The sequence below is a fragment of the Pseudomonas sp. NFACC46-3 genome, assembly GCF_900114515.1.
In the GTDB taxonomy this organism is placed as follows: domain Bacteria; phylum Pseudomonadota; class Gammaproteobacteria; order Pseudomonadales; family Pseudomonadaceae; genus Aquipseudomonas; species Aquipseudomonas fluorescens_Q.
Window position 1 is genome coordinate 1 of the sequence record NZ_FOTH01000015.1, and the last position, 25089, is coordinate 25089.

General features: G+C 63.9%; 11 protein-coding genes and 1 pseudogene. 5 read left to right on the forward strand and 7 right to left on the reverse strand.

The window, feature by feature from the left end:
- Positions 1-308, forward strand: a pseudogene (locus BM300_RS31185) (IS110 family transposase); the annotation flags it as partial.
- A 146-nt stretch (positions 309-454) separates the two neighbouring features.
- Here the strand turns inward: BM300_RS31185 and BM300_RS16100 are convergent.
- The 6 genes from BM300_RS16100 to BM300_RS16125 all read right to left on the reverse strand — a co-directional run bounded on the left by BM300_RS16100 (position 455) and on the right by BM300_RS16125 (position 8324).
- A complete protein-coding gene (locus BM300_RS16100; protein WP_014337306.1) occupies positions 455-739 on the reverse strand; it encodes a pyrimidine/purine nucleoside phosphorylase in 285 nt (94 codons plus the stop codon).
- 93 nt (positions 740-832) lie between these two features.
- Complete coding sequence (locus BM300_RS16105) at positions 833-1375, reverse strand: 3'-5' exonuclease (RefSeq protein WP_063322286.1); 543 nt, start codon at positions 1373-1375, stop codon at positions 833-835.
- 62 nt (positions 1376-1437) lie between these two features.
- Entirely contained in the window at positions 1438-3408 is a 1971-nt protein-coding gene (locus BM300_RS16110) for an acetyl/propionyl/methylcrotonyl-CoA carboxylase subunit alpha (protein WP_092463311.1), read from the reverse strand.
- 134 nt (positions 3409-3542) lie between these two features.
- A complete protein-coding gene (atuD, locus tag BM300_RS16115) occupies positions 3543-4700 on the reverse strand; it encodes a citronellyl-CoA dehydrogenase (RefSeq protein WP_092222970.1) in 1158 nt (385 codons plus the stop codon).
- A 33-nt stretch (positions 4701-4733) separates the two neighbouring features.
- Positions 4734-6350 (reverse strand): geranyl-CoA carboxylase subunit beta, encoded by a 1617-nt coding sequence (gene atuC, locus BM300_RS16120; RefSeq protein ID WP_092345825.1) that lies wholly within the window; start codon positions 6348-6350, stop codon positions 4734-4736.
- 168 nt (positions 6351-6518) lie between these two features.
- Positions 6519-8324, reverse strand: coding sequence for an acyclic terpene utilization AtuA family protein (locus BM300_RS16125; protein WP_092345827.1), 1806 nt, complete (start codon positions 8322-8324; stop codon positions 6519-6521).
- 181 nt (positions 8325-8505) lie between these two features.
- Here BM300_RS16125 and BM300_RS16130 point away from each other — a divergent pair, with 181 nt between their 5' ends.
- From BM300_RS16130 to BM300_RS16140, 3 genes are all read left to right on the forward strand, one after another.
- Complete coding sequence (locus BM300_RS16130) at positions 8506-9132, forward strand: TetR/AcrR family transcriptional regulator (RefSeq protein ID WP_063322281.1); 627 nt, start codon at positions 8506-8508, stop codon at positions 9130-9132.
- Positions 9133-9250: 118 nt separating this feature from the next.
- Complete coding sequence (locus BM300_RS16135; protein ID WP_092223099.1) at positions 9251-10027, forward strand: substrate-binding periplasmic protein; 777 nt, start codon at positions 9251-9253, stop codon at positions 10025-10027.
- 70 nt (positions 10028-10097) lie between these two features.
- Positions 10098-11111, forward strand: a complete 1014-nt coding sequence (locus BM300_RS16140) for a GNAT family N-acetyltransferase (protein ID WP_092144774.1) — start codon at positions 10098-10100, stop codon at positions 11109-11111.
- 140 nt (positions 11112-11251) lie between these two features.
- Here BM300_RS16140 and BM300_RS16145 read toward each other — a convergent pair whose 3' ends face one another.
- Positions 11252-11800 carry an RNA polymerase factor sigma-70 gene (locus tag BM300_RS16145; protein WP_024619408.1) on the reverse strand — a complete coding sequence of 183 codons (549 nt, stop codon included), beginning with the start codon at positions 11798-11800 and terminating at the stop codon, positions 11252-11254.
- Between the two features lie 281 nt (positions 11801-12081).
- On the opposite strand from BM300_RS16145, the gene BM300_RS16150 reads away from it, so the two are divergent.
- Complete coding sequence (locus BM300_RS16150; RefSeq protein ID WP_092345829.1) at positions 12082-25068, forward strand: non-ribosomal peptide synthetase; 12987 nt, start codon at positions 12082-12084, stop codon at positions 25066-25068.
- Positions 25069-25089: the final 21 nt, after the last annotated feature.

Genomic DNA, 25089 nt, shown 5'->3' on the forward strand with positions numbered 1-25089 from the left:
AGCGCAGTGGCAAGAAGAAAATCGTTCGCTGGCGCTATCAATGTTCAACCTTTTTGCGCCAGACATTTGTCGAGTGGGCTGCCCACAGCATCAATCAATCGGTATGGGCAGGGGCGTACTATCGCCAGCAGAAGGCCAAAGGCTGCTCTCATCAAGCAGCCCTGAGGGCACTGGCTTTTAAATGGATCAGGATCGTTTATCGGTGCTGGAATGCTGGATCCCAGTATGACGAGAGCGTCTATTTACAAGCCTTGGCCCGCCACGACTCGCCTTTGATAAGAGCACCGGAGGCAACGAAAGCATGTTGACGGAAGAGCTCAGAGCGTGAAGCAGCCCCAAAAAGGCTGAACACAATCAGCCTGATACACAGAGGGCGGCAGGTCTGGGGCTGCTTCGCAGCCCAGCGGGGATAAATCCCCTCGCCACAGATGAGCGGCGTATCTATGCCACAGAATCAGCCGCGATACTCACACAGGTAAGCGGTGTCGACGGCCACTTTGAGCTGGAATTTGCTGTTGGCCGGAACGTTGAACTGGCTGCCGGCTTCGAAGGTTTCCCAGTCGGTGCTGTCAGGCAGCTTCACGGTCAGGGCGCCGGAGACCACGTGCATGATTTCCCGTTGGGCCGTGCCGAACTCATATTCGCCCGGTGCCATGACGCCGATGGTCGCAGGGCCTTCGGCAGTGCCAAAAGCGATCGACTTGACGGTGCCGTCGAAGTACTCGTTGACTTTAAACATGGGCGATTCCTCGAAAAAGGGGCTGAAAAAGGCCGGCCAGTATGCACAAGGCCGCAACATTCGTCATCTGCCGCGCTGGGAGGTGGCTGCCGCTTAACCCGGAAGCACCAGGGGCAACAACCGTGCGGTATTGCGGGCATCTTCCAGCGCTCGGTGCTGTTGACCGCAGAATTGCAGGCCCGCCAGTTGCAGCGCGCCATTGAGCCCCAGCGGTCGCTCCAGTCGACGGGCCTTGGCGAAGCGTTGCTTGAGGTTCATGTGCGGCACCTGGCCGAGGACACTGTGCAATTGCTGGTGCTGCCATTCCTGAAGCAGTTGCTTGCGGTCGTAATCGCCCCAACTGACCCAGCTTTCCAGCTTCGACTGATACGGCGCCAGCCAGCGCTCGAACACCGGCCAGACCTCGGTCAAGGGTGCGGCACTGTCGATATTGGCCTGGGTGATGTGGGTCAGTTCGCGACAGAAGGGCGTCAGCAGCGGTCGCCTCAAGGGCCGCACGAAGCGCTGGAAATGATCCACTTCGCGGCCGTCACGATTCACCAGCGTGGCGCCGATTTCGATAATTTCCATTTCGGTTACCGGCCAGCCACCTTCATCGGTGGTGGCCTCCAGATCAATCACCAGCCAGTGAGGCATTGCAGGGTTCCCGGTATCGGCGTGCTGATGGGTTTGAGCGTAGTCAAACCCTCGGCATCCGACTAGTGGGCCCTTTCAACGCGCAACAAAACCTGGCGTTTTTTCACCTGGTCACCCCGCGCGACCTGCAATTGCCTGACCACGCCGTCGACGCCGGCCTTGAGTGGGTGCTCCATTTTCATGGCCTCAAGCACCATGAGCAACTGGCCTTGGTGCACGGTGCTGCCTTCGCGGACCCGCAGCTCGACAATGGCGCCGTCCATTGGCGCCTTGAGCGTGCCGTCGCTGGCGCTGGTCTTGGCGGCGATGGGGGCCAGGGTCCGATCTTGCAGGTGCAGGCCACCAGGGCAGGCGAACAGCCAGAGATCGTTGCCATCGAGGCGCCACGCATGCCGCCGGCGAATCCCATCGATCACCAATGTTGCGCCATGGGGGGTAGCGTCGAGCAACCTCAGTTCGATCAAGCGCCCGGCACCGCGGATGTTAAATGTGCCGTCGGCTTCGGCCATCAGGCTCAGCGTCCAGTCGTGCTCCCCGACACCGATCCGGTAATGCAGCGGCGCGCCGATGCTGTTGCGCCATCCGCCCAGGCCCTGAGCATGCCGTGCCTGCGAGGCCTGATAAAACGCTGCCGTGGCGATGGCGAGTTGTTCGGCAGAGGGCTCAAGGGGCCGGAGCGCCGCATGATCGGCAAAGTGCTGCCCGATGAATCCGTTGCCGAAGTCACCGTCGATGAACCGCGGATGTGCCAGCAACCCGGTGAGCAGCCGCTGATTGCTCTGGACGCCAAGCAGGACGCAATCTTCCACCGCTCGCAATAATTTGCGTCGGGCCTCCTCGCGAGTGGCGCCGTGGACGATGAGCTTGCCTAGCATCGAGTCGTAAAACGGGGTGATGGCTTGGCCCTCCAGCAGGCCATGGTCGATTCGCACGCCGTCCTGCATGGGCGGCTCCCAACCGATCAACCGCCCGGTCTGGGGCAGAAAATCCGCTGCCGGGTCCTCGGCGTACAGCCGCACCTGCATGGCATGGCCGCTAAGCGTCACCTGCTCCTGGCGCAGGGGCAGCGCCCTGCCGGCGGCGACGTCCAATTGCCAGGCCACCAGATCCAGGCCGGTGATCAACTCGGTGACCGGGTGTTCGACCTGCAGGCGCGTGTTCATCTCCAGGAAGTAAAACCGACCGTCCGCAGCGAGCAGGAACTCCACGGTCCCGGCCCCGACATAATTCACTGCGCGTCCGGCCTTGAGCGCCGCGTCACCCATGGCCCGGCGCAGGTCGGTGGTCATGACCGGGCAGGGCGCTTCCTCGATGACTTTCTGGTGGCGCCGCTGGATCGAGCAGTCCCGTTCGCCCAGGTGGATCAGCTGACCGTGATGGTCGCCGAAGATCTGCACTTCCACATGCCGCGGATCGATCAACGCCTGTTCGAGGATCAACTCGTCGCTGCCAAAACCGTGCAGGGCCTCCGAGCGCGCGCCGCGCAACTGCTCCAGCAGGTCCTCGGCCCGCTGGACCAGGCGCATGCCTCGGCCTCCGCCGCCGGCGCTGGCCTTGATCATCAACGGGTAGCCGATACGCCCGGCTTCGCGCTGCAGCGTGTCGTCGTCCTGGGCGGCGCCCTGGTAACCGGCGATGCAGGGAACGCCGGCTTCAATCATGGCGATTTTTGCCCGGCGCTTGCTGCCCATCAGGTCGATGGCCTCGGGGCTGGGGCCGATGAACACGATGTCGGCCGCTTCGCAGGCCTTGGCGAACCCGGCATTTTCCGAAAGGAAGCCGTAGCCGGGATGGATCGCATCGGCTCCGCAGCGCCGGGCTGCATCGAGAATGGCCGAGGGGTTGAGGTAGGACTGCTGCGCCGCGGCTGGGCCGATCAACACCGCTTCATCGGCCATGCGCACATGCAGCGCGTCGGCGTCAGCCTCGCTGAACACCGCTACCGTGCGATAACCCAGGGCTTGGGCGGTGCGCTGGATGCGACAGGCGATTTCGCCGCGGTTGGCGATGAGGATTTTGCTGAAGGCGGGCATGGGTTCATTCCTGGCGTCTTGCGGTGTCTGTATGGGCCTCATCGCGAGCAAGCTTTGCTCCCACAGGCGAAAGCACTCACTGGGCATTGTGGGAGCAAAGCGTGCTCGCGATGGCGCTCTGGCAGGTGATGCACTCAGTTTTTCTTTCCCGGCAAAATCCCCATGAGTTTGCAGATGATGCCCAGCATGATCTCGTCCGCACCGGCACCGATGGACACCAGCCGCACGTCGCGATAGGCCCGGGCGACCGGGTTGTCCCACATGAAGCCCATGCCGCCCCAGTATTGCAGGCAACTGTCGGTGGTTTCCCGGGCCAGGCGTCCGGCCTTGAGCTTGGCCATCGACGCCAGTCGCGTGACGTCCTGGCCGTTGATGTACTGCTCGGTGGCCTGGTAGACCAGCGCCCGCAGGCATTCGATCTCGCTGGCCAGTTCCGCCAGGCGAAAGTGGATCACCTGGTTGTCGATCAGGGGCGCGCCGAAGGTCTTGCGTTCCTTGCAGTACTCGATGGTGCTGTCGATGCAATGCTCCAGGCCCTTGAGCATGTTGGCCGCGCCGAACAGGCGTTCTTCCTGGAATTGCAGCATCTGCATCATGAACCCGGCGCCCTCCTGGCCGATGCGATTGCGTTGTGGCACCCGCACGTCGTCGAAAAACACCTGGGCGGTTTCCGAGCTGCGCATGCCGAGTTTGTCCAGGTGCTGGCCAAGGCTGATGCCGGGGCTGTGCATCGGCACCATGATCAGCGACTTGTTGACGTGGGGCTTGTCGTCCGAGGTATTCGCCAACAGGCAGATGAAGTCCGCGCTTGGCGCATTGGTGATCCACATCTTGCTGCCATTGATGACGTAGTCGTCGCCGTCCTTGCGCGCGGTGGTCTTGAGGCCGGCGACGTCGGAGCCGGCGCCCACCTCCGAGACGCCGATGCAGCCCACCTGTTCGCCGCGGATGGCCGGGCGCAGGAAGGCTTCACGCAACTCATCGGAGCCGAAGCGGGCCAGGGCCGGGGTGCACATGTCGGTCTGGACACCGATGGACATGGGCACGCCGCCGCAATGAATGGTGCCGAATTCCTCGGCCGCAACGATCGAATAGCTGTAGTCCAGGCCCATGCCGCCGAAGGCCGCTGGTTTGGAGATGCCCAGCAGGCCCAGCTCGCCGGCCTTGCGGAAAACCTCATGGATGGGAAAACGCCCGGCTTTCTCCCATTCGTCGACGTAAGGGTTGATGTCATGCTCGACAAACTGGCGAACGGTGCGCCGCAGTGCTTCGTGTTCCTGGGTGAAGATCATTTTCAGTGTTCTCCTGTGAGCCGTGGAGCGTCCTCAGAAACGGGCCACGCCGAAGCTGTTGGCTTGCAGTGGCCGCTGCTCGGCCTCGTGACAGATGTCCAGCAGGTAGCCCAGCAAAGTGCGCGTGTCGCGCGGATCGATGAGCCCGTCGTCCCACAGGCTGGCGCTGCCGTAGAGGGCGGTGGACTGGCTGTCGAGTTTCTGCGCGGTGGTTTGTTCGAGCAGGTCCAGCGCCTTCGGGTCGGGGAGCAGGCCGTTCTTGATCTGCGTGGCCTCGGTGACCATGCGCAGGACCTTGCCGGCCTGGGCACCGCCCATCACCGCCGTATGGCTGTTGGGCCAGGCGAAGATGAAGCGTGGGTCCAGCCCACGGCCGCACATGGCGTAATTGCCGGCGCCATAGGAGCCGCCCACCACGACGGTCAGCTTGGGCACTCGGGCATTGGCCACGGCCTGGATCATCTTGGCGCCGTGCTTGATCACCCCTTGTCGCTCTGACTCGGTGCCGACCATGAACCCGGTGGTGTTGTGCAAAAACAGCAACGGCGTGCGGCTCTGGTCGCACAATTGGATGAACTGGGCGGCCTTGCTGGCGCCTTGCGGCGTGATGGGGCCGTTGTTGCCGATCAGGCCGCAGGCATGGCCGCGAATGTGCAGGTGACCGCAAATCGTCTGGGCGTCGAACTCGCTTTTGAAGGCCAGGAAATTCGAGCCGTCGGCGATGCGGGCGATGATTTCCTGCACGTCATAGGGTTTCTTCGGGTCGTCGGGGACCAGTCCCAATAATTCGTCGGCAGGGTAGAGCGGTTCCGGCCAGCTCCGTTCGGGCTGCGGTGGCAGTTGTGCATTCCAGGGCAGCAGGCTGAGAATCTCCCGGGCCAGGCGCACGCCGTCGGCGTCGTTCTCCGCCAGGTATTCGGCGGTGCCCGCCACCTGCGCATGCATCTGTGCACCGCCCAATTCCTCCTCGCTGGCCACTTCGCCGGTCGCGGCCTTGAGTAACGGCGGCCCGGCCAGGAACAAGCGCGCCTTGTCGCGCACCACCACCACGTAATCCGACAACCCTGGCTGATAAGCCCCGCCTGCGGTGGCCGAGCCATGCACCACGGTGATCTGTGGCAGGCCCATGGCCGACATGCGTGCCTGGTTGGCGAAGCAGCGTGCGCCTTCGACGAAAATCTGCGCGGCGTAATTGAGATTGGCGCCGCCACTTTCGGCGAGGGTGATGACCGGCAGTTTGTTTTCCATGGCGATCTGTTGCAGGCGCAGGGTCTTGTACAAGCCGCTGGGGGAAATCGTGCCGCCCTTGATTGCGCTGTTGTTGGCCACCACCAGCACCCGCACCCCGGACACGTAGCCGATCCCGGCGATCAGGCCGCCGCCGGCCTGGCTACCGTCCTTGTCGTCATGGAGTTTGTAGCCGGCCAGGCTCGCCAGTTCGAGGAACGGCGCGCCAGGGTCCAGCAGCAGGTTCAGGCGCTGGCGCGGCATCAATTGGCCGCGCTGGTCGAACTTGCCCTGGGCCTGGGCGGCTTTCTCCAGCACGGCCTGTTCGAGCTGGCGCAGCCGTTCGACACCGGCCAGCATCGCCGCGTGGTTGCGCGTGAAGTCAGCGCAGTGCGGGTCAAGGTGCGATTCGATGACTGGCATTGGAGTTCCTCATGTTCGAACAACTGCGCACAACCCTGTGGCGAGGGAGCTTGCTCCCGCTCGATTGCGCAGCAATCGCAAAAATCGGGGTCGCTGCGCAACCCAGCGGGAGCAAGCTCCCTCGCCACACAAAAGCTGCTGGGCATGTGCTTGACCGAGCGGCACGGGTCATGGCGACTCTCCCTGGCCGACCCGGTCGGCAATGTGCTGCGGCACCGGTATCTGGATCTCCAGCAACTGTTGGGCGAACGCCTTGCCCTGGGGATCGATGCGCAGACTGGCGACACCGCCCCCGCCGAGGGCGTTTTCCAGCAGGAAATTCAAGCTGTGGGTGCCCGGCAGGTACCAGCGTTCGACCCGGCCCAGCAGCGGGTCGAGCACGTGGCTCATCCAATCGACCAGCACCTCCGGGGTCAGCGCCTCGGCGATCCAGGGCAGGTATTCGGGGTCCCGGGCGATCACGCCAATGTTGCTGTGGTTGCCCTTGTCGCCGGAGCGCGCCACCGCCAGTTTGACCAACCGCACGCTGGCATCGGTCCGGCCTTGGGGTTTGGGCAGGTCCGGGGCGACGGGCAGATCGATGGTGTGCAGCGGTTTGAAAGCGGGCAGGGGACAAGGGTGACGCTGGCCGTCGAGTTCAATCTCGAGCCGGCAGGTGGCCTTGTCGATCAGGAACGAGAACAGGCGAATCAACGGTGACACCGTCGGCCGGCCGCCGACCAGCCCTGTCAGCCCTGGCGCCATGCCGGTGGCGGCTTGGGCGATTTCCCTGGAAAACAGCACCAGCGGCTGTTTCTCCGGGTGCCGAACCGCCAGCTTGATCACCACCTCACGACTGTCCCGGCGCTGACTGTGCTGGCCGTAAGTGGCTTCGCTGCCCAGCAGTTCGATGTTCACTTCGCTGTAGGGCGACCAGCCTCGTTGGCTGAAAATCTGTGAGGTCTTGGCGACGATTGCCTGGCTGATGCGTTCGGCCTTGGCCACCGCATCAATGCCGGCGATCAGGCAGGTGGCGGTGCAGCGCCAGCCGTCCGGCCAGGTGGCGCTGACCTTGTATTGATCGGTGGGCGGCAAGCCCTTGGCACCGTGGACGCGCACGGCGTGCTTGCCTTGCTGGATCAACCTGACCTGGCTGAAATCACAGATCACGTCCGGCAATAGATAGCCTTGCGGGTCGCCGATTTCGTAGAGCAACTGCTCGCCGACGGTCAATGGCGTGACCAATCCGCCGCTGCCTTCGGCTTTGGTGACCGTGAATTGGCCGTCGGCGCTGACCTCGACGATGGGAAAGCCGATGTGCTCGTAATCCGGCACTTGCTGCCAGTCGGTGAAGTTGCCGCCCGTGCACTGGGCGCCGCACTCGATCAGGTGCCCGGCCAGTGCGGCCTGGGCCAATCGGTCGTAATCGTCCCAGGCCCAGTCGAATTCATGCACCAGGGCGGCGCTGACCACGGCGCTGTCCACCACGCGACCGGTGATCACCACATCAGCCCCCAGGCGCAACGCCTCGACGATGCCGGGCGCGCCGAGGTAGGCGTTGATAGACACGCACGCGCAGGGCAGGGGTTCGCCACTGAACATTTCGCGAATGCCCTGGGCGGCGAGCCGTTCGAATTGCGGTTGCAGGTCATCGCCCAGCAGCACGGCGATCTTCAACGGCACGCCCCGCTGGTCGCAGGCCGCTTGCAGGGCCTTCGCACAGGCCCGGGGATTGACCCCGCCGGCGTTGCTGATGACACGGATCCCGTTGTCATGCAAACGCCCTAGCAACGGTGTGAGGACCTCGATGAAGTTCGTGGCGTATCCGCTCGAAGCATCCTTCAGCCGCGCCCCGGCCATGATCGACATCGTCACCTCGGCCAGGTAGTCGAACACCAGGTAATCCAGCGCCCCGCCCTCGACCAGTTGCGCCGCCGCAGTACAGGTATCGCCCCAGAAGGCGCTGGCACAACCGATACGGATCGTTTTGGGCATGGCGTTCCCTCCGGCAAAGGTGGTTCGAGACTACCAAGCAAGCGCTTGGTTTGTAAACGACCGCTGGTTCTTCTGGCCGAGCGCTTGCTTGGTTGCCTCGGTCAGCTTAAATTGCCCGCGCCACTGATGGTTTGGTGTGCAATTGCTCGCGCGTTGGTTGATCGACTGTAGGAGAGAATGGGTGGACGAGCAAAAAGCCCTGGGCGTGATGCGGGAGCTGGTCGACAACGGGCAACTGACCGACCCGGACAGTGCTCGCGGCAAACTGCTCCAGACCGCCGCCCACCTGTTTCGCAACAAAGGCTTCGAGCGCACCACGGTGCGTGACCTGGCCAGTGCCGTGGGCATCCAGTCGGGCAGCATTTTTCACCATTTCAAGAGCAAGGACGACATCCTGCGGGCGGTGATGGAAGAAACCATCCGCTACAACACCGCATTGATGCGCGCAGCCCTGGCCGAGGCAGACAGTGTGCGTGAGCGGGTATTGGCGCTGATCCGCTGCGAATTGCAGTCGATCATGGGCGGTACCGGCGAGGCCATGGCGGTGCTGGTCTATGAATGGCGTTCGTTATCGCAGGAAGGGCAGCGGCACGTGCTGGCCCTGCGTGATATTTATGAAGACTTGTGGCTCGAGGTCCTGGGCCAGGCCAAGGAGGCCGGGTATATTCGCGGTGACGTGTTCATTACCCGGCGGTTCCTCACGGGAGCGTTGTCCTGGACCACCACCTGGTTTCGCGCCGAAGGCAGCCTGAGCCTCGATGAGCTGGCCGAGCAAGCCCTGATCCTGGTGCTTGAAGAAAAACAATAATCGAGCAATACCTTAAATGACCGTGCGTGGCTGGCTAAGTGACTGAAACCGCCTAGCTTGATTGTTATTGATGGGGACTTTTGGGGAGTGGGTTATCTTGACGTTTTCGCCGATGGGGATGACCTCGCGTCTGGTGCTGGCTGCTCTGGCCGTTTTCCTGGTGTTGCCGACCGAGGCAGCGCAACTGGTACGGATCGGTGCGGCGCATTTTCCGCCTTATACCGTTCGTCCTGAGAACGGCGCCGACACCGGCCTGCTGCCGCAAATGGTGGAGGCCTTGAACCAGGCGCAAACCGACTATCAGTTCGTGCTGGTGCCGACATCGATCCCGCGTCGCTTCAATGATTTCAAGCAGGGCCGGGTCGACATGGCGATTTTCGAGAATCCCGAATGGGGTTGGCAGGATGTGCCACACACGTCGGTGGACATGGGCCTGGAAGATGCGGAAGTCTTCGTCGCCCAGCGCCAACCGGAACGCCAGCAAAGTTATTTCGCCGACCTCAGGGGCAAGCGCCTGGCGTTGTTCAGCGGTTATCACTACGCCTTTGCCGAATTCAACGCCGACCCCAAGTTTCTCGCCGGTCAATACAACGCCACGCTGACGTATTCCCACGATAGCAATCTGCTGATGGTCCTGCGCGGGCGCGCGGATATCGCCCTGGTGACCCGTTCGTACCTCAATGATTACGTGCTGCGCAATCCCGAAGTCGGCCCGCAATTGCTGGTGTCTGAGCGCATCGATCAGGTTTACCACCATTACGCGTTGATCCGGCCACAGGCGCCCATTTCCAGTGAGGCGTTTGCACAGTTGCTGCAAATGCTGCGGGATAACGGTCAGTTGCTGAACATCTTCCAGCCCTACCAGATTCATCTGGTGCCCATGCATTCCCATTGAATGCGCCACTAAATTTCCCTTCCTGGCTCACGTCCCACGTTGACTACCGACGAATACGCGAGCCCCTCCCATGTCCAACCTCAACCACCCGACGACGTTGCCCTTGCCCGGCGGCCGTCGCCTCGGCGCCGATGAAACCGAACGCCACCTGAGCCTGATGCTCGAAGGTGCGCCGCTGATCCGGCTGCGCCTTGCGCGAGGTCCCGAGCTGCACGTGCACTTGCAGGAGATCAACGACCGACCAGTAGGCCCGGCGCTATGGGCGGCCTGCTATTGGCTGTTTGCTCGCCATCCCGACTGCCAGCGCCTGACCTGGCACCTCGACGAGCGCCCCGGCGAAGCCTTGCTCAGCGGTTTGTTGACGGCCACTGAACGTGCCGGTGAGTACTTTTGCGAGCGCACAATGTTCTGGCAATTACCGCAGCCCTGGCTGGGGGAGTCGTTCAACGGCAGTTACCCGCAACAGATGGTCATCACCGATGGCCGCCGCCATCCACGTCGGCCCATCAAACCCCGTGGCGAGGTGTATCGGCGTTTCGATGCGCGGCTGGGGGCCTGGGTGTCCTTGCGCACCCTGGAAATCGAGCAGGACTTGGAACGTTTCAACCGCTGGCAGAACAGCCCGCGGGTGGCGAGCTTCTGGCAGGAGGAGGGCAGCCTGGAACAGCATCGCCAGTACCTGGGCAAGCTGCAGGCCGATCCCCGGGTCTTGACCCTGATCGGCTGTTTCGATGACCAGCCGTTCGCTTATTTCGAAGCCTATTGGGCCAAGGAAGATCGGATCGCGCCGTTCTATGACGCCGGCAACTACGATCGCGGCATCCACATGTTGGTGGGTGAAGAGCAACACCGAGGGCCGCACAAGGTGGCCAGTTGGCTGTCGGCGCTGGTGCATTACCTGTTCCTGGACGATCCGCGCACCCAGCGCGTGGTCGCCGAGCCCCGGGCCGACAATGCCCGGATGATCGGGCACCTGCACAACCAGTGTTTCCACTGTGAAAAGGAATTTGATTTCCCTCACAAACGCGCGGCGCTGATGATCCTGGGGCGTGAGCGGTTTTTTGATCGGTGTGGGTTGATGTAAGGGTAGGGGCGGTCATCAGGCCGCCATCGCGGGCAAGCTCGCTCCCACAGGGATTTGTGGTGAACACCAACGTTGTGAACACCCAAATCCCTTGTGGGAGCGAGCTTGCTCGCGATGGGGCCAGCAAAGCCACTGCAAAATCAACGCCGGGCGAAGGTATCCCCGCGAACCCCCGACACCTTGCGGCAATGCACCAGGGCATCGCGGATCATGAAGTTCACCAGGGTCGGCGAGACCCCCAGTTCCTTGGCGATGTCCTTCTGTGGCACGCCATGCAGGCGATACATCTCGAAGGCATAGCGGGTGCGGCTGGGCAGTTCGGTCAGCGCGTCGGCGATGTGTTCCAGCGTGGAAAAGTTGATATGGGAGGTTTCTGGCGAAGCACCCTGGATCACCACGTTCAACCCTTCCTCTTCCGGCCCCGAGTATTTCTGTTCCAGCGCCTGCTTGCGGTAGTGGTCGATCGCCAGGTTGCGCACGATCTGGAACAGATAGCTGAGCTGCGCCTTGAACGAGGAGGTGATCTGGGGCGCCGATTGCAGCCGGAAAAATGCGTCCTGCACCACGTCCTCCGCGCGGGATCGGCAGCCGGTAATGCGTGCCGCGATCTTGACCAGGATCAATCGGTTGTCCACGAATGCCTGGAGTAACGGTGAGTCGCACCTGCTTGTGGATACTTGTTCCGTCATGGAATTCACCTTGCTGCAAAAAGTTAGCAGGACGTCCGGATGCCGGACCCGTCCTACACATCGAGCGCCAAATTAGGCTTAATGATAATGATTGTCAATTGAGAAGAAGAATTATTGATGCAATAAAGTCCAGCCTCGGCACCGCGACCCATTGCCGCGGTGCCTGGCAGTTGGCTGCTTCGCAGCAGGCCTCGGTGAGTCGGCTGCCCGACTAATTATTTGCCGCGGTTATCCGTTCCATGGGGGACAACTTGCAAGCCGAATTCAGGCAGGAAACCCCCATGACCGACGCGTTCGAACTCCCCAGCACCCTGGCTCATGCCCTCCAGCGCCGCGCCGCGTTGACGCCGGACCGGGTGGCCCTGCGCTTCCTTGCCGACACCCCCGGGCAGGGTGTGGTGTTGAGTTATCGCGACCTGGACTTGCGTGCCCGGACCATCGCCGCCGCTTTGCAGGCCGAGGCCGCGCTGGGTGATCGCGCCGTGCTGCTGTTCCCCAGCGGCCCTGACTACGTCGCGGCGTTCTTTGGTTGCCTCTATGCCGGGGTGATTGCCGTGCCGGCCTATCCGCCGGAGTCCACCCGTCGCCATCATCAAGAGCGCTTGCTGTCGATCATTGCCGACGCCGAACCGCGCCTGTTGCTCACCCGCAGTGATCTGCGCGAGCCGTTGCAAGCCATCGAATCGGCGCCGCCGGTGTTGTGTGTCGATACCCTCGACCCGTCCCGCGCCGGGCAATGGCGGATGCCGACGCTGCAGGACGATGACATTGCCTTCCTGCAATACACCTCCGGCTCCACCGCGTTGCCCAAGGGTGTGCAGGTCAGCCACGGCAACCTGGTGGCCAACGAGTTGCTGATCCGCCATGGCTTTGGCATCGACCTGAACCCTGATGACGTCATCGTCAGTTGGCTACCGCTGTACCACGACATGGGGTTGATCGGCGGTCTGTTGCAGCCGGTGTTCAGCGGTGTCCCCTGCGTATTGATGTCCCCGGCTTACTTCCTGGCCCGCCCCCTGCGTTGGCTCGAAGCGATCAGCGAATACGGCGGCACCATCAGCGGTGGCCCGGACTTCGCCTATCGGCTGTGCAGCGAACGGGTCAGTGACTCGGCCCTGCAGCGTCTCGACCTGAGCGGCTGGCGCGTGGCCTATTCCGGTTCCGAGCCGATCCGCCTCGACACGCTGGAGCGGTTTGCCGAGAAGTTCGCCCGGTGCGGTTTCACGCCGGACAATTTCATGGCCTCCTACGGCCTGGCCGAAGCGACCCTGTTCGTCGCTGGCACGCCACGCCGCCACGGCATTCCTTCGCTGCGGGTGGATGATGCGGCACTGGCGCAAAACCGAGCCGAGCCGGGGCAGGGCAGTGCGGTGATGAGTTGCGGTGTCAGTCAGCCCGGGCACGCGGTGCTGATCGTCGAGCCCGCTACGGCGCAGCCGTTGGCCGACAATCAGGTCGGTGAAGTCTGGGCTGCCGGCCCGAGCATCGCCCTGGGCTATTGGCGCAACCCCGAAGCCAGCGCCAAGACCTTTGTCCAGCACGATGGCCGGACCTGGCTGCGTACCGGCGACCTGGGTTTCCTGCGCGACGGCGAGCTGTTCATCACCGGTCGCCTGAAAGACCTGCTGATCGTGCGCGGGCATAACCTCTATCCCCAGGACATCGAGCAAGCCATCGAGCGCGAAGTGGAGGTGGTGCGCAAGGGCCGGGTGGCGGCGTTCGCGGTCAACGACAACGGCGAGGAAGGCATCGGCATCGCTGCGGAAATCAGCCGCAGCGTGCAGAAAATCCTGCCGCCCGAAGCCTTGATCAAAGCCATTCGCCAGGCCGTGGCCGAGGCCTGCCAGCAAGCCCCGAGCGTGGTGGCGCTGCTCAATCCCGGCGCGTTGCCCAAGACCTCCAGCGGCAAGTTGCAGCGCTCGGCGTGTCGCAGTCGATTGGCCGACGGCAGCTTGGACAGTTATGCACAGTTCCCGTCAGCCGAGGTAGAAGACGCTGATGAGTCTGCGCCGTCCTCCGAGCTGCAAACGCTCATCGGCCAAATCTGGCGGGAGCAGCTGCAGGTCGAACAAGTCCAGGCTGACGATCACTTCTTCCTGTTGGGCGGTAATTCCATCGCCGCCACCCAGGTGATCGCACGACTACGGGAGATCCTGGGGCTGGAACTGAACCTGCGCCTGCTGTTCGAAGCCCCGACCCTGGCCGCGTTCGCCGAAGCGGTGGCGAACCAGCAACAGGACGGCGGCCAGCCTCAAGGAGCGATCAGCGCATTGTCGCGGGACGAAGCGTTGCCGCAATCCCTGGCCCAGAACCGTTTGTGGATTACCTGGCGGCTTGACCCGACGAGCCATGCCTACAATATTCCCGGCGCCTTGCGCCTGCGCGGCGAGCTGGACGAAGACGCGTTGCGCACCAGTTTCCAGCAACTGATCGAGCGTCATGAGTCCCTGCGCACGCGGTTCCTGGAGCGCGATGGCGTGGCGCTGCAACAGATCGATCCAGCAGGGGAATTCAAGCTGCATGTCATCGACCTCGGCGACCTGCCTGCCGACTCGCGCGAAGCCCGGGCGCGGCAGGTTCGAGAAGACGAAGCGGCCACGCCGTTCGATCTGGAGAAAGGGCCGCTGCTGCGGGTCAGCCTGTTACGCCTCGACGAGGATGATCACCAACTGCTGGTGACGTTGCACCACATCATCGCCGACGGCTGGTCGATGAGTGTCTTGATCGAAGAATTCTCCCGCTTGTACGCCGCCGCCTCCCAAGGCCAGGTTGCTGAACTGGCGCCATTGCCGTTGCAATACGCCGACTACGGCAGTTGGCAACGTCAATGGCTCGCCCAGGGCGAGGCCGAGCGCCAACTGAGCTACTGGAAGCAGCAACTGGGCGCTGAACAATCGGCCCTGGTGCTGGGCACGGATCACCCACGCAGCGCGCAACGCCAGCGCAGCGCCGCGCGGCACAGCCTGCGCCTGGACAAGGACCTCGGCGAGGCCCTGCGCCACGTGGCCCAGGCCCATGACGCGACGCCGTTCATGCTGTTGCTAGCAGCCTTCCAGGCGCTGTTGCAGCGTTACACCGGGCAATCCGACATTCGCATCGGCGTGCCCAACGCCAACCGTCCGCGCCTGGAAACCCAGGGGCTGATCGGCTTCTTCATCAACACCCAGGTGCTGCGCGGGCAGGTCGATTCCCGTCAACCGTTCGCCGCGCTGCTGGCCCAGGCCCGGGAAGCCACGCTCGGGGCCCAGGCCCACCAGGACTTGCCATTCGAACAACTGCTCGAAGCGTTTCCCGAGGCGCGCGAGCAAGGCCTGTTCCAAGTGATGTTCAACCACCAGCAGCGTGACCTGGGTGCCTTGCGCCGTCTGCCGGGGCTGCTGGCCGAGGAATTGTCGTGGCACAGCCGCGAAGCCAAGTTCGACCTGCAATTGCACAGCGAAGAAGATCGCAATGGCCGGTTGACCCTGTCGTTCGACTACGCCGACGAACTGTTCGAGGCGGCGACCATCGAGCGGTTGGCAACGCATTACTGCAACCTGTTACGGGCGGTCTGTGCTGATCCGCAGCAAGCCATCGGCGATGTACCGTTATTGACCGCCGATGAACACAGCCAACAGCAGCAGTGGAGCGCGGCCCCGTGTGCGTCGGCCAGCCAATGGCTGCCGGAGCTGTTGAACGAGCAGGCCCGCAGCACGCCGCAACGGATCGCCCTGCGCTGGGACGGTGGTCAACTCGATTATGCCGAGCTGCACGCCCAGGCCAATCGCCTGGCCCACTACCTGCGGGACAAGGGCGTGGGCCCGGACGTGTGCGTAGCGATTGCCGCCGAGCGTTCGCCGCAGTTGCTCATCGGTGTGCTGGCCATCATCAAGGCCGGCGGTGCCTATGTGCCGCTGGATGCGGACTACCCGGCCGAACGCCTGGCCTACATGCTCCATGACAGTGGCGTCGACCTGCTGCTGACCCAGACCGCGTTGCTGGAGCGTTTACCCGCCTGCGACGGCGTCAGTGTCATCGCCATGGACGCCCTGCACCTGGAACAATGGCCGAGCAACCCGCCGGGCCTGCACCTGCACGGCGACCACCTGGCCTACGTGATCTACACCTCCGGCTCCACCGGCCAGCCCAAAGGCGTCGGCAACACCCATGCGGCCCTGGCCGAGCGCCTGCAATGGATGCAAGCGACCTATGGGCTGGATGCCACCGATGTGCTGATGCAAAAGGCCCCCATCAGTTTCGACGTGTCGGTCTGGGAGTGCTTCTGGCCGCTGATCACCGGCAGTCAACTGGTCCTGGCTGGCCCCGGCGAGCACCGTGACCCGCACCGCATCGCCCAGTTGGTGCAGCAGTTTGGCGTTACCACGCTGCACTTCGTACCGCCGCTGCTCAGCCTGTTTGTCGATGAACCACTGAGCGCCCGCTGCACCAGCCTGCGCCGGCTGTTCTCTGGTGGCGAGGCCTTGCCCGCCGAACTGCGCAACCGGGTGTTGGCGCAACTGCCGTCAGTGCAATTACACAACCGCTACGGCCCGACCGAAACCGCGATCAACGTCACCCATTGGCATTGCACCGAGGCCGATGGTGAGCGCTCGCCGATCGGCCGGCCCTTGGGCAATGTCCTGTGCCGGGTACTCGACAGCGACCTCAATCCCGTGCCGGCCGGTGTGCCAGGCGAGCTGTGCATTGGCGGCCTGGGCCTGGCCCGGGGTTACCTCGGGCGTCCGGGCCTGAGCGCCGAGCGTTTTGTTGCCGACCCATTGGGACAGTCCGGTGCGCGGCTGTACCGTACCGGCGACCGTGCGCGTTGGAACGCCGACGGCGTGATCGAATACCTTGGCCGTCTCGATCAGCAGGTCAAGCTGCGCGGCTTCCGGGTTGAGCCGCAGGAAATCGAAGCGCGCCTGCTGGCCCAGGACGGCGTCGCCCAAGTGGCGGTGCTGGTGCGCGACACCTCGGCTGGCCCGCAGTTGATCGGCTATTACACCGCCCCGGATGTCGCTCAGGACCAGGACGCGTTGAACATTCGACTCAGAACCGCCCTGGCCGCCGAACTGCCCGACTACATGGTACCCACCCAACTGCTGCGCCTGGACGCTATGCCCCTGGGGCCGAGCGGCAAGCTCGACCGCCGCGCCTTGCCCGAACCGCAATGGCAGGTGCGCGAGCACGTCGAGCCGGCCAGCGTCCTCGAGCAACAAATCGCCGGCATCTGGCGCGAGGTGCTGGGCCTTGCGCGCATCGGCCTGCGGGACGATTTCTTTGCGCTCGGCGGTCATTCGCTGCTGGCGACCCAGATCATTTCCCGCACCCGCCAAACCTGCGACGTCGAACTGCCGCTGCGCACTTTGTTCGAGGCCAGTGAGCTGGGGGCCTTCGCCGAACAGGTGCGCTTGATCCAGGCCAGCGGCCAGGCCAACCGCCAGCCACCGATCGAGAAGGTTGACCGCAGCCAACCGGTGCCGCTGTCCTACTCCCAGCAGCGCATGTGGTTCCTCTGGCAGATGGAGCCGGACAGCCCGGCCTACAACGTCGGTGGCATGGCGCGCCTGCGCGGGGTGCTGGATGTCGGGCGCTTCGAGGCGGCCTTGCAGGCGTTGATCCTGCGCCACGAAACCCTGCGCACCACGTTCCCGAGCGTTGACGGCGTGGCCCACCAGCAGGTGCACGGCGAGACGGGCCTGCGCATGGACTGGAAGGACTTCTCGATGCTGGCCTTTGATGTCCGCGAACAGCGGGTGCAGCAACTGGCCGACAGCGAGGCCCACAAGCCCTTCGACCTGGAAACCGGACCGCTGCTGCGGGCCTGTCTGGTCAAGACCGCCGAGCATGAGCATTACTTTGTCCTGACGCTGCACCACATCGTCACCGAAGGTTGGGCGATGGACATTTTCGCCCGTGAACTGAGCGCGCTGTACGAAGCCTTTATCGACGATCGCGAATCGCCCCTGGAACCCTTGCCGGTGCAGTACCTGGACTACAGCGTCTGGCAGCGTCAGTGGTTGGAGTCCGGCGAGCGTCAGCGACAACTCGACTATTGGACCGCGCAACTGGGTCGCGAACATCCGCTGCTGGAGCTGCCCGGCGATCGCCCGCGTCCGTCGGTGCAAAGTCATCGCGGCGAACTGTTCCGTTTCGACCTCAGTGATGAGCTGGCCGCGCGGATCCGTGCCTTCAACGCGCAACAGGGCCTGACCTTATTCATGACCATGACCGCCGCCCTGGCCGTGTTGCTCTACCGCTACAGCGGCCAGACCGACTTGCGCATCGGCGCGCCGGTGGCGAACCGCATCCGCCCGGAAAGTGAAGGGCTGATCGGCGCGTTCCTCAACACCCAGGTGTTGCGTTGCCAGCTCGACGGGCAGATGTCGGTGGGCGAGCTGTTCGAACAGGTGCGCCACACCGTCATCGAAGGCCAGTCCCACCAGGATTTGCCATTCGATCATTTGGTGGAAGCCCTGCAACCGCCGCGCAGTGCGGCTTACAACCCGCTGTTCCAGGTGATGTGCAACGTGCAGCGCTGGGAGTTCCAGCAGAGCCGCACGTTGGCCGGCATGACGGTGGAATACCTGGTCAACGACGCCCGGGCCACCAAGTTCGACCTCAACCTGGAAGTCACCGACCTGGACCAACGCCTGGGTTGCTGCCTGACCTACAGCACCGACCTGTTCGACGAACCGCGCATCGCGCGCATGGCCGGGCACTGGCGCAATCTGCTGGAAGCGTTGCTGGACGATCCGGCCCGACGCCTGAGCGAACTGCCGTTGCTGGACACCCGCGAGCAGCAACAACTGCTCGACAGCCTGGGTGTCGAGGCTGGTGAGCATCGCCTGGATCGATGCCTCCATGAGTTGTTCGACGAACAGGCGCGGATGCGTCCCGATGCGCCGGCCCTGACTTTTGCCGGGCAGACCTTGACGTATGCGCAACTGGACAGCAGTGCCAATCGTCTGGCCTGGATGCTGCGCGAGCGAGGCGTCGGGCCGCAGGTACGTGTCGGCCTGGCCCTGGAGCGTTCGCTGGAAATGGTCATTGGCCTGCTGGCGATTCTCAAGGCCGGCGGTGCCTACGTGCCGCTGGATCCGGAATACCCGCTGGATCGCCTGCACTACATGATCGAAGACAGTGGCATCAGCCTGTTGCTCAGCGACCGGGCGATGCTCCAGGCCCTCGGTGCATTGCCCGACGGCGTGGGCTGCTGGTGCCTGGAAGATGATTCGCCGGCCTTGGCGCAGTACCCGGATCACGCGCTGCCGTTGATCAATCTGCCGCAACACCAGGCCTACCTGATCTACACCTCCGGCTCCACCGGCAAGCCCAAGGGCGTGGTGGTGTCCCATGGTGAAATCGCCATGCATTGCCAGGCAGTGATCCAGCGTTTCGGCATGCGCCCGGACGATTGCGAGCTGCACTTCTATTCCATCAACTTCGATGCGGCCACTGAACGTCTGCTGGTGCCATTGCTCAGTGGCGCCCACGTGGTGCTGCGGGCCCAGGGCCAATGGGACGCCGAGGAAATCTGCGGGCTGATTCGCCAGCATCGCATCAACATTCTTGGCTTCACCCCCAGCTACGGCAGCCAGTTGGCGCAGTGGCTGGCGACCCAGGGACAGACCCTGCCGGTGCGCATGTGCATCACCGGTGGCGAAGCCCTGACGGGCGAGCATTTGCAGCGCATTCGCGCGGCGTTCAACCCGAGCCTGTTCTTCAATGCCTATGGTCCGACCGAAACCGTGGTCATGCCTCTGGCGAGCCTGGCCCCCGAGCAATTGGAGGAGGGCGCGGCCAGTGTGCCGATTGGCAGCGTGATTGGCGCCCGCATGGCGTACATCCTCGACGCCGACCTGGCGTTGGTGCCGCCAGGCGCCACCGGTGAGTTGTATGTGGGTGGCGCCGGTCTGGCCCAGGGTTATCACCAGCGTCCGGGGATGACCGCCGAGCGTTTCGTCGCCGACCCGTTCGCCACCGACGGTGGGCGCCTGTATCGCACCGGCGACCTGGTGCGCCAGCGTGCCGATGGGCTGGTGGAGTACCTGGGACGGATCGACCATCAGGTGAAAATCCGCGGCTTCCGTATCGAGCTGGGGGAAATCGAAACCCGTTTGCTGGAACATGACGCGGTGCGCGAGGCCGTGGTACTGGCCCTCGACACGCCGGGGGGCAAGCAACTGGCCGGCTATCTGGTGAGCGACGTCGCCAGCCAGGACGACGGGCGACAAGCGGCCCTGCGCGACGCCTTGAAAAACCACCTCAAGGCCCAGTTGCCGGACTACATGGTGCCCACGCACCTGATCCTGCTGGCGAGCATGCCGCTGACCGCCAACGGCAAGCTCGACCGCCGCGCCTTGCCGATGCCCGATCCCGAACTCAATCGCCAACACTACGTGGCGCCGAGCAATGCCCTGGAACAGACCTTGGCGGCGATCTGGTGCGACGTGCTGAACGTGACGCAGGTGGGCCTCAACGATAATTTCTTCGAGCTGGGCGGCGATTCGATCCTGTCCATCCAGGTGGTCAGCCGCGCTCGGCAGCAGGGCATTCATTTCACCCCCCGGGACTTGTTCCAGCACCAGACCGTGCAGACTTTGGCCGCGGTTGCCACGCGCAGCCAGCAGGTGCTTGCCGAGCAGGGCCTGTTGCAGGGTGAGTCCGGGCTGACGCCGATCCAGCACTGGTTCTTCGAGCGCCCGATCCCCAACCGGCATCACTGGAATCAGGCGCTGGTGCTGGAGCCGACTACGGCGCTGGCGCCGCAACCGCTGGAACAGGCACTGCGCAGCCTCCTCCAGCACCATGATGCCTTGCGCCTGGGCTTCGACGAAAGCACCGGGCACTGGCAGGCCGAGCACCAGCCGTTGTCTGACGCGGCGCTGTTGCGGCACGTGTCCGTGGACACCGCGCAGGATTGCGAAGCGTTGTTTGCCGAGACGCAGAGCCGTTTCAATCTGGCCACCGGGCCATTGCTGCGCGCAGTGCTGGCGCAGTTCCCCGACGGCCAGCAACGGTTGCTGATCGTCATCCATCACCTGGTGGTCGACGGTGTGTCGTGGCGGGTGTTGATGGACGATTTGCAAACCGTCTACCGCCCGCTCGCCATCGGGCAGGCGGCGCAATTGTCAGCCAAGACCAGCCCAATGCGGGACTGGGCCGCGCGCTTGCAGGCTTACGCCGGCAGCGAATCTCTGCGCGAAGAACTGGCGTGGTGGCAAGCACAGTTGAGCGGCACGCAGGTGCCGCTGCCGTGCGCAAATCCCGAGGGCGGGCTCCTGGAACGTCATGCTGAAACCGTCAGCGTGCGCCTGGACGCCGAGCGCACCCGGCAACTGTTGCAACAGGCGCCGAGCGCCTACCGCACCCAAGTCAACGACCTGCTGCTTACCGCCCTGGCCCGTGTGCTGTGCCGCTGGAGCGGCCATGCCTCGGCCCTGGTCCAGCTTGAAGGCCACGGCCGCGAAGCGCTGTTCGACGACATTGACCTGACCCGCACCGTCGGCTGGTTCACCAGTGTCTATCCCGTGCGCCTGAGCCCAGCGGCCGAAGACTTCGGAGCGTCTATCAAGGCCATCAAGGAACAATTGCGCGCAGTGCCCCACAAGGGCCTCGGCCATGGCGTATTGCGCTACCTGGCCGACGCCGCGACTCGCCAGACGATGGCCAACCTGCCGCATGCGGCGATCACCTTCAACTACCTGGGCCAGCTCGACCAGACCTTGGGTCATGATGCGCTGTTCCAGCCGCTGGAGGCGCCGTTGGGGGCGATCCACGATCCCGATGCGCCGCTGCCCAATGAGCTGAGTATCGACAGCCAGGTCAGCGGTGGCGAGTTGGTGCTGCGCTGGACGTTCAGCCGCGAACGGCATGATCGTCAGGCCATCGCGACCCTGGCCGATGCCTACCTCGATGAGTTGCAACGCCTGATCGAGCACTGCCTGACAGACGAGGCGGGCGGCCTGACACCATCGGACTTCCCCTTGGCGAAGCTGACCCAGGGCCAGCTCGACAGCCTGCCGGTGCCGGCCGCGCAGATCGAAGACGTCTACCCGCTGACGCCGATGCAGGAAGGCATGCTTCTGCACACCTTGCTGGAACCGGGCACGGGCCTGTACTACATGCAGGATCGCTACCGCATCAACAGCGAACTGGACCCGCAGCGTTTTGCCCAGGCCTGGCAGGCGGTTATCGCCCGGCATGAAGCCTTGCGCGCGTCGTTCTGCTGGAACGTTGGCGAAGACATGCTGCAAATTATCCACCGGCCCGGCAGCACGCCGGTGGATTATCTCGACTGGTCCGAGGTGCCCGAAGACGCCCAGGAAGCCAAGCTCCAGGCACTGCTCAAGAACGAGCGAGAGGCCGGTTTCGATCTGTTGAACCAGGCGCCATTCCATCTGCGGCTGATTCGGGTCGGCGCGGCACGCTACTGGTTCATGATGAGTAACCACCACATTCTCATCGATGCGTGGTGCCGTTCGCTGCTGATGGACGACTTCTTCGAGATCTACACCGCCCTGGGTGAAAACCGCGAACCGCAGTTGACCGTGCCGCCGCGCTATCGCGACTACATCGGCTGGTTGCAGCGCCAGAGCCTGGCCGAAGCCCGCCAGTGGTGGCAGCGCAACCTGCAAGGTTTCGAGCGGACCACGCCGATCCCTGGCGACCGGCCGTTCCTGCGCGAGCACGCCGGTGACAGCGGCGGCATGATCGTCGGCGACTGCTACACCCGTCTCGATGCCCGGGACGGCGCACGGCTGCGGGAACTGGCCCAGGCCCATCAACTGACGGTCAACACCTTCGCCCAAGCGGCGTGGGCCCTGGTCCTGCGGCGGGGCAGCGGCGACCGCGACGTGCTGTTCGGCGTCACCGTGGCCGGGCGCCCGGTGGAACTGCCGCAGATGCAACGCACTGTGGGGCTGTTCATCAATAGCATCGCCTTGCGCGTGCAGATGCCCGAGGACCATCAACGTTGCAGCGTGCGCCAGTGGCTCAGCGATTTGCTGGACCACAATATGCAACTGCGCGAATACGAATATCTGCCGCTGGTGAGCATCCAGGAGGCCAGCGAACTGCCCAAGGGCCAGCCGCTGTTCGACAGTTTGTTCGTGTTCGAGAATGCGCCCGTGGAGGTCTCGGTGCTGGACCGCGCCCAAAGCCTCAACGCCACTTCGGACTCGGGCCGCACCCACACCAACTTCCCGCTGACGGCGGTCTGCTACCCGGGCGATGACCTGGGGCTGCACCTTTCCTACGACCAGCGCTACTTCGATGAGGCCACCGTCCAGGGCTTGCTGAGTGAGTTCAAGCGGCTGCTGCTGGCGCTGATGGAGGGCTTGCACGGTGACATGAGCGAGTTGCCGCTGATCGGTGCCCAAGAGCAGGATTTCCTGATTGAAGGCTGCAACCAGAGCGAACATGCCTATCCGTTGGAACAGAGCTACGTCGAGCTGTTCGAGGCGCGGGTCGCGGCTCATCCCCACCGCTCTGCGGTCAGTTGCCTGGACACGAGCTACAGCTACGCCGAGCTGAATGCACGCAGCAACCGCCTCGGCCACGCCCTGATCGCTGCCGGTGTCGGCCTGGATCAGCCCGTAGCGCTGCTGGCCGAACGGGATGCCGAGCTGCTGGGTATGATCATCGGCAGCTTCAAGGCCGGTGCCGGCTACCTGCCGCTGGATCCCGGCCTGCCGAGCCAGCGCCTGGGCCGTATCATCGAATTGAGTCGCACGCCGTTACTGGTTTGCACCCAGGCCTGCCAGGCCCAGGCGCAGGCGTTGCTGGACGAGTTCGCCTGCTCCGGACGACCGAAGTTGCTGGTGTGGGAAGCCGTCCAGGCCAGCGCTCTTTCGCTGGAAAACCCAGGGGTCTACAGCGGGCCGGATAACCTCGCCTACGTGATCTACACCTCCGGTTCCACCGGCCTGCCCAAAGGCGTGATGGTGGAGCAGCGAGGGATGCTCAATAACCAACTGAGCAAAGTGCCGTACCTGGCGCTGAGCGAGGTGGATGTGATTGCCCAGACGGCGTCCCAGAGCTTCGATATTTCGGTCTGGCAGTTCCTGGCCGCGCCGTTGTTCGGTGCCCGGGTCGACATCGTGCCCAACGCCATCGCCCACGACCCGCAAGGGCTGCTGGAGCATGTGCAGCAGCAGGGCATCACCGTGCTGGAAAGCGTGCCGTCGCTGATCCAGGGCATGCTTGCCCAGGAACGCATCGGTCTGGACGGCTTGCGCTGGATGCTGCCCACCGGCGAAGCGATGCCGCCGGAACTGGCCCACCAGTGGTTGTTGCGTTACCCGGACATCGGTCTGGTCAACGCCTACGGCCCGGCGGAGTGTTCCGACGACGTGGCGTTCTTCCGGGTGGACCTGGCCTCGACCCGTGGTACGTATCTGCCGATTGGCACGCCCACCGACAACAATCGCCTGTACCTGCTCGACGGCGCGCTGGACCTGGTGCCGCTGGGCGCGGTGGGTGAGTTGTGCGTGGCGGGCATCGGGGTTGGCCGCGGTTATGTCAGCGATCCCCTGCGTACTGCCCCGGTCTTTGTGCCCAACCCATTCGGCGCGCCGGGGGAGCGGCTGTACCGTACCGGCGACCTGGCGCGGCGGCGCAGCGATGGGGTGTTGGAGTACGTCGGGCGCATCGACCATCAGGTGAAGATCCGCGGCTACCGCATCGAGCTGGGTGAAATCGAGGCGCGCTTGCATGAACAGCCGGAAGTGCGTGATGGGGCGGTGGGTGTGCAGGAGGGCGTCAATGGCAAACATCTGGTGGGCTATCTCGTTGCCACCGACTCGGCGCTCAAACCCGCCGAACGCCTGGAACGCATCAAGCAGCGCCTGCGGGCCGAATTGCCGGAATACATGGTGCCGCTGCACTGGCTGTGGCTCGAGCGCCTGCCGCTCAACGCCAACGGCAAGCTCGACCGCAAGGCCTTGCCGGCCCTGGAGATCGGCCAGTTGCAAAGCCAGGACTACCAAGCCCCCGGCAATGAACTGGAGCAGATCCTGGCAGACATCTGGGCCCAGGTGCTGAAAGTCGAGCGGGTGGGGGTGCGGGACAACTTCTTCGAACTGGGTGGGCATTCCTTGCTGGCGACGCAAATCGCCTCACGGGTGCAAAAGGCCCTGCAACGCAACGTACCGCTGCGGGCGATGTTCGAATGCAGCACGGTGCAGGAACTGGCCGACTACATCGATGGGCTGGCGGCCAGCGAGATCACCGAGGAGAAGGTAGATCGGTTGAATGATTTGATGGCGGAGTTGGAAGGAATGTAGTTTTGCGGCGTCTATGAAGAC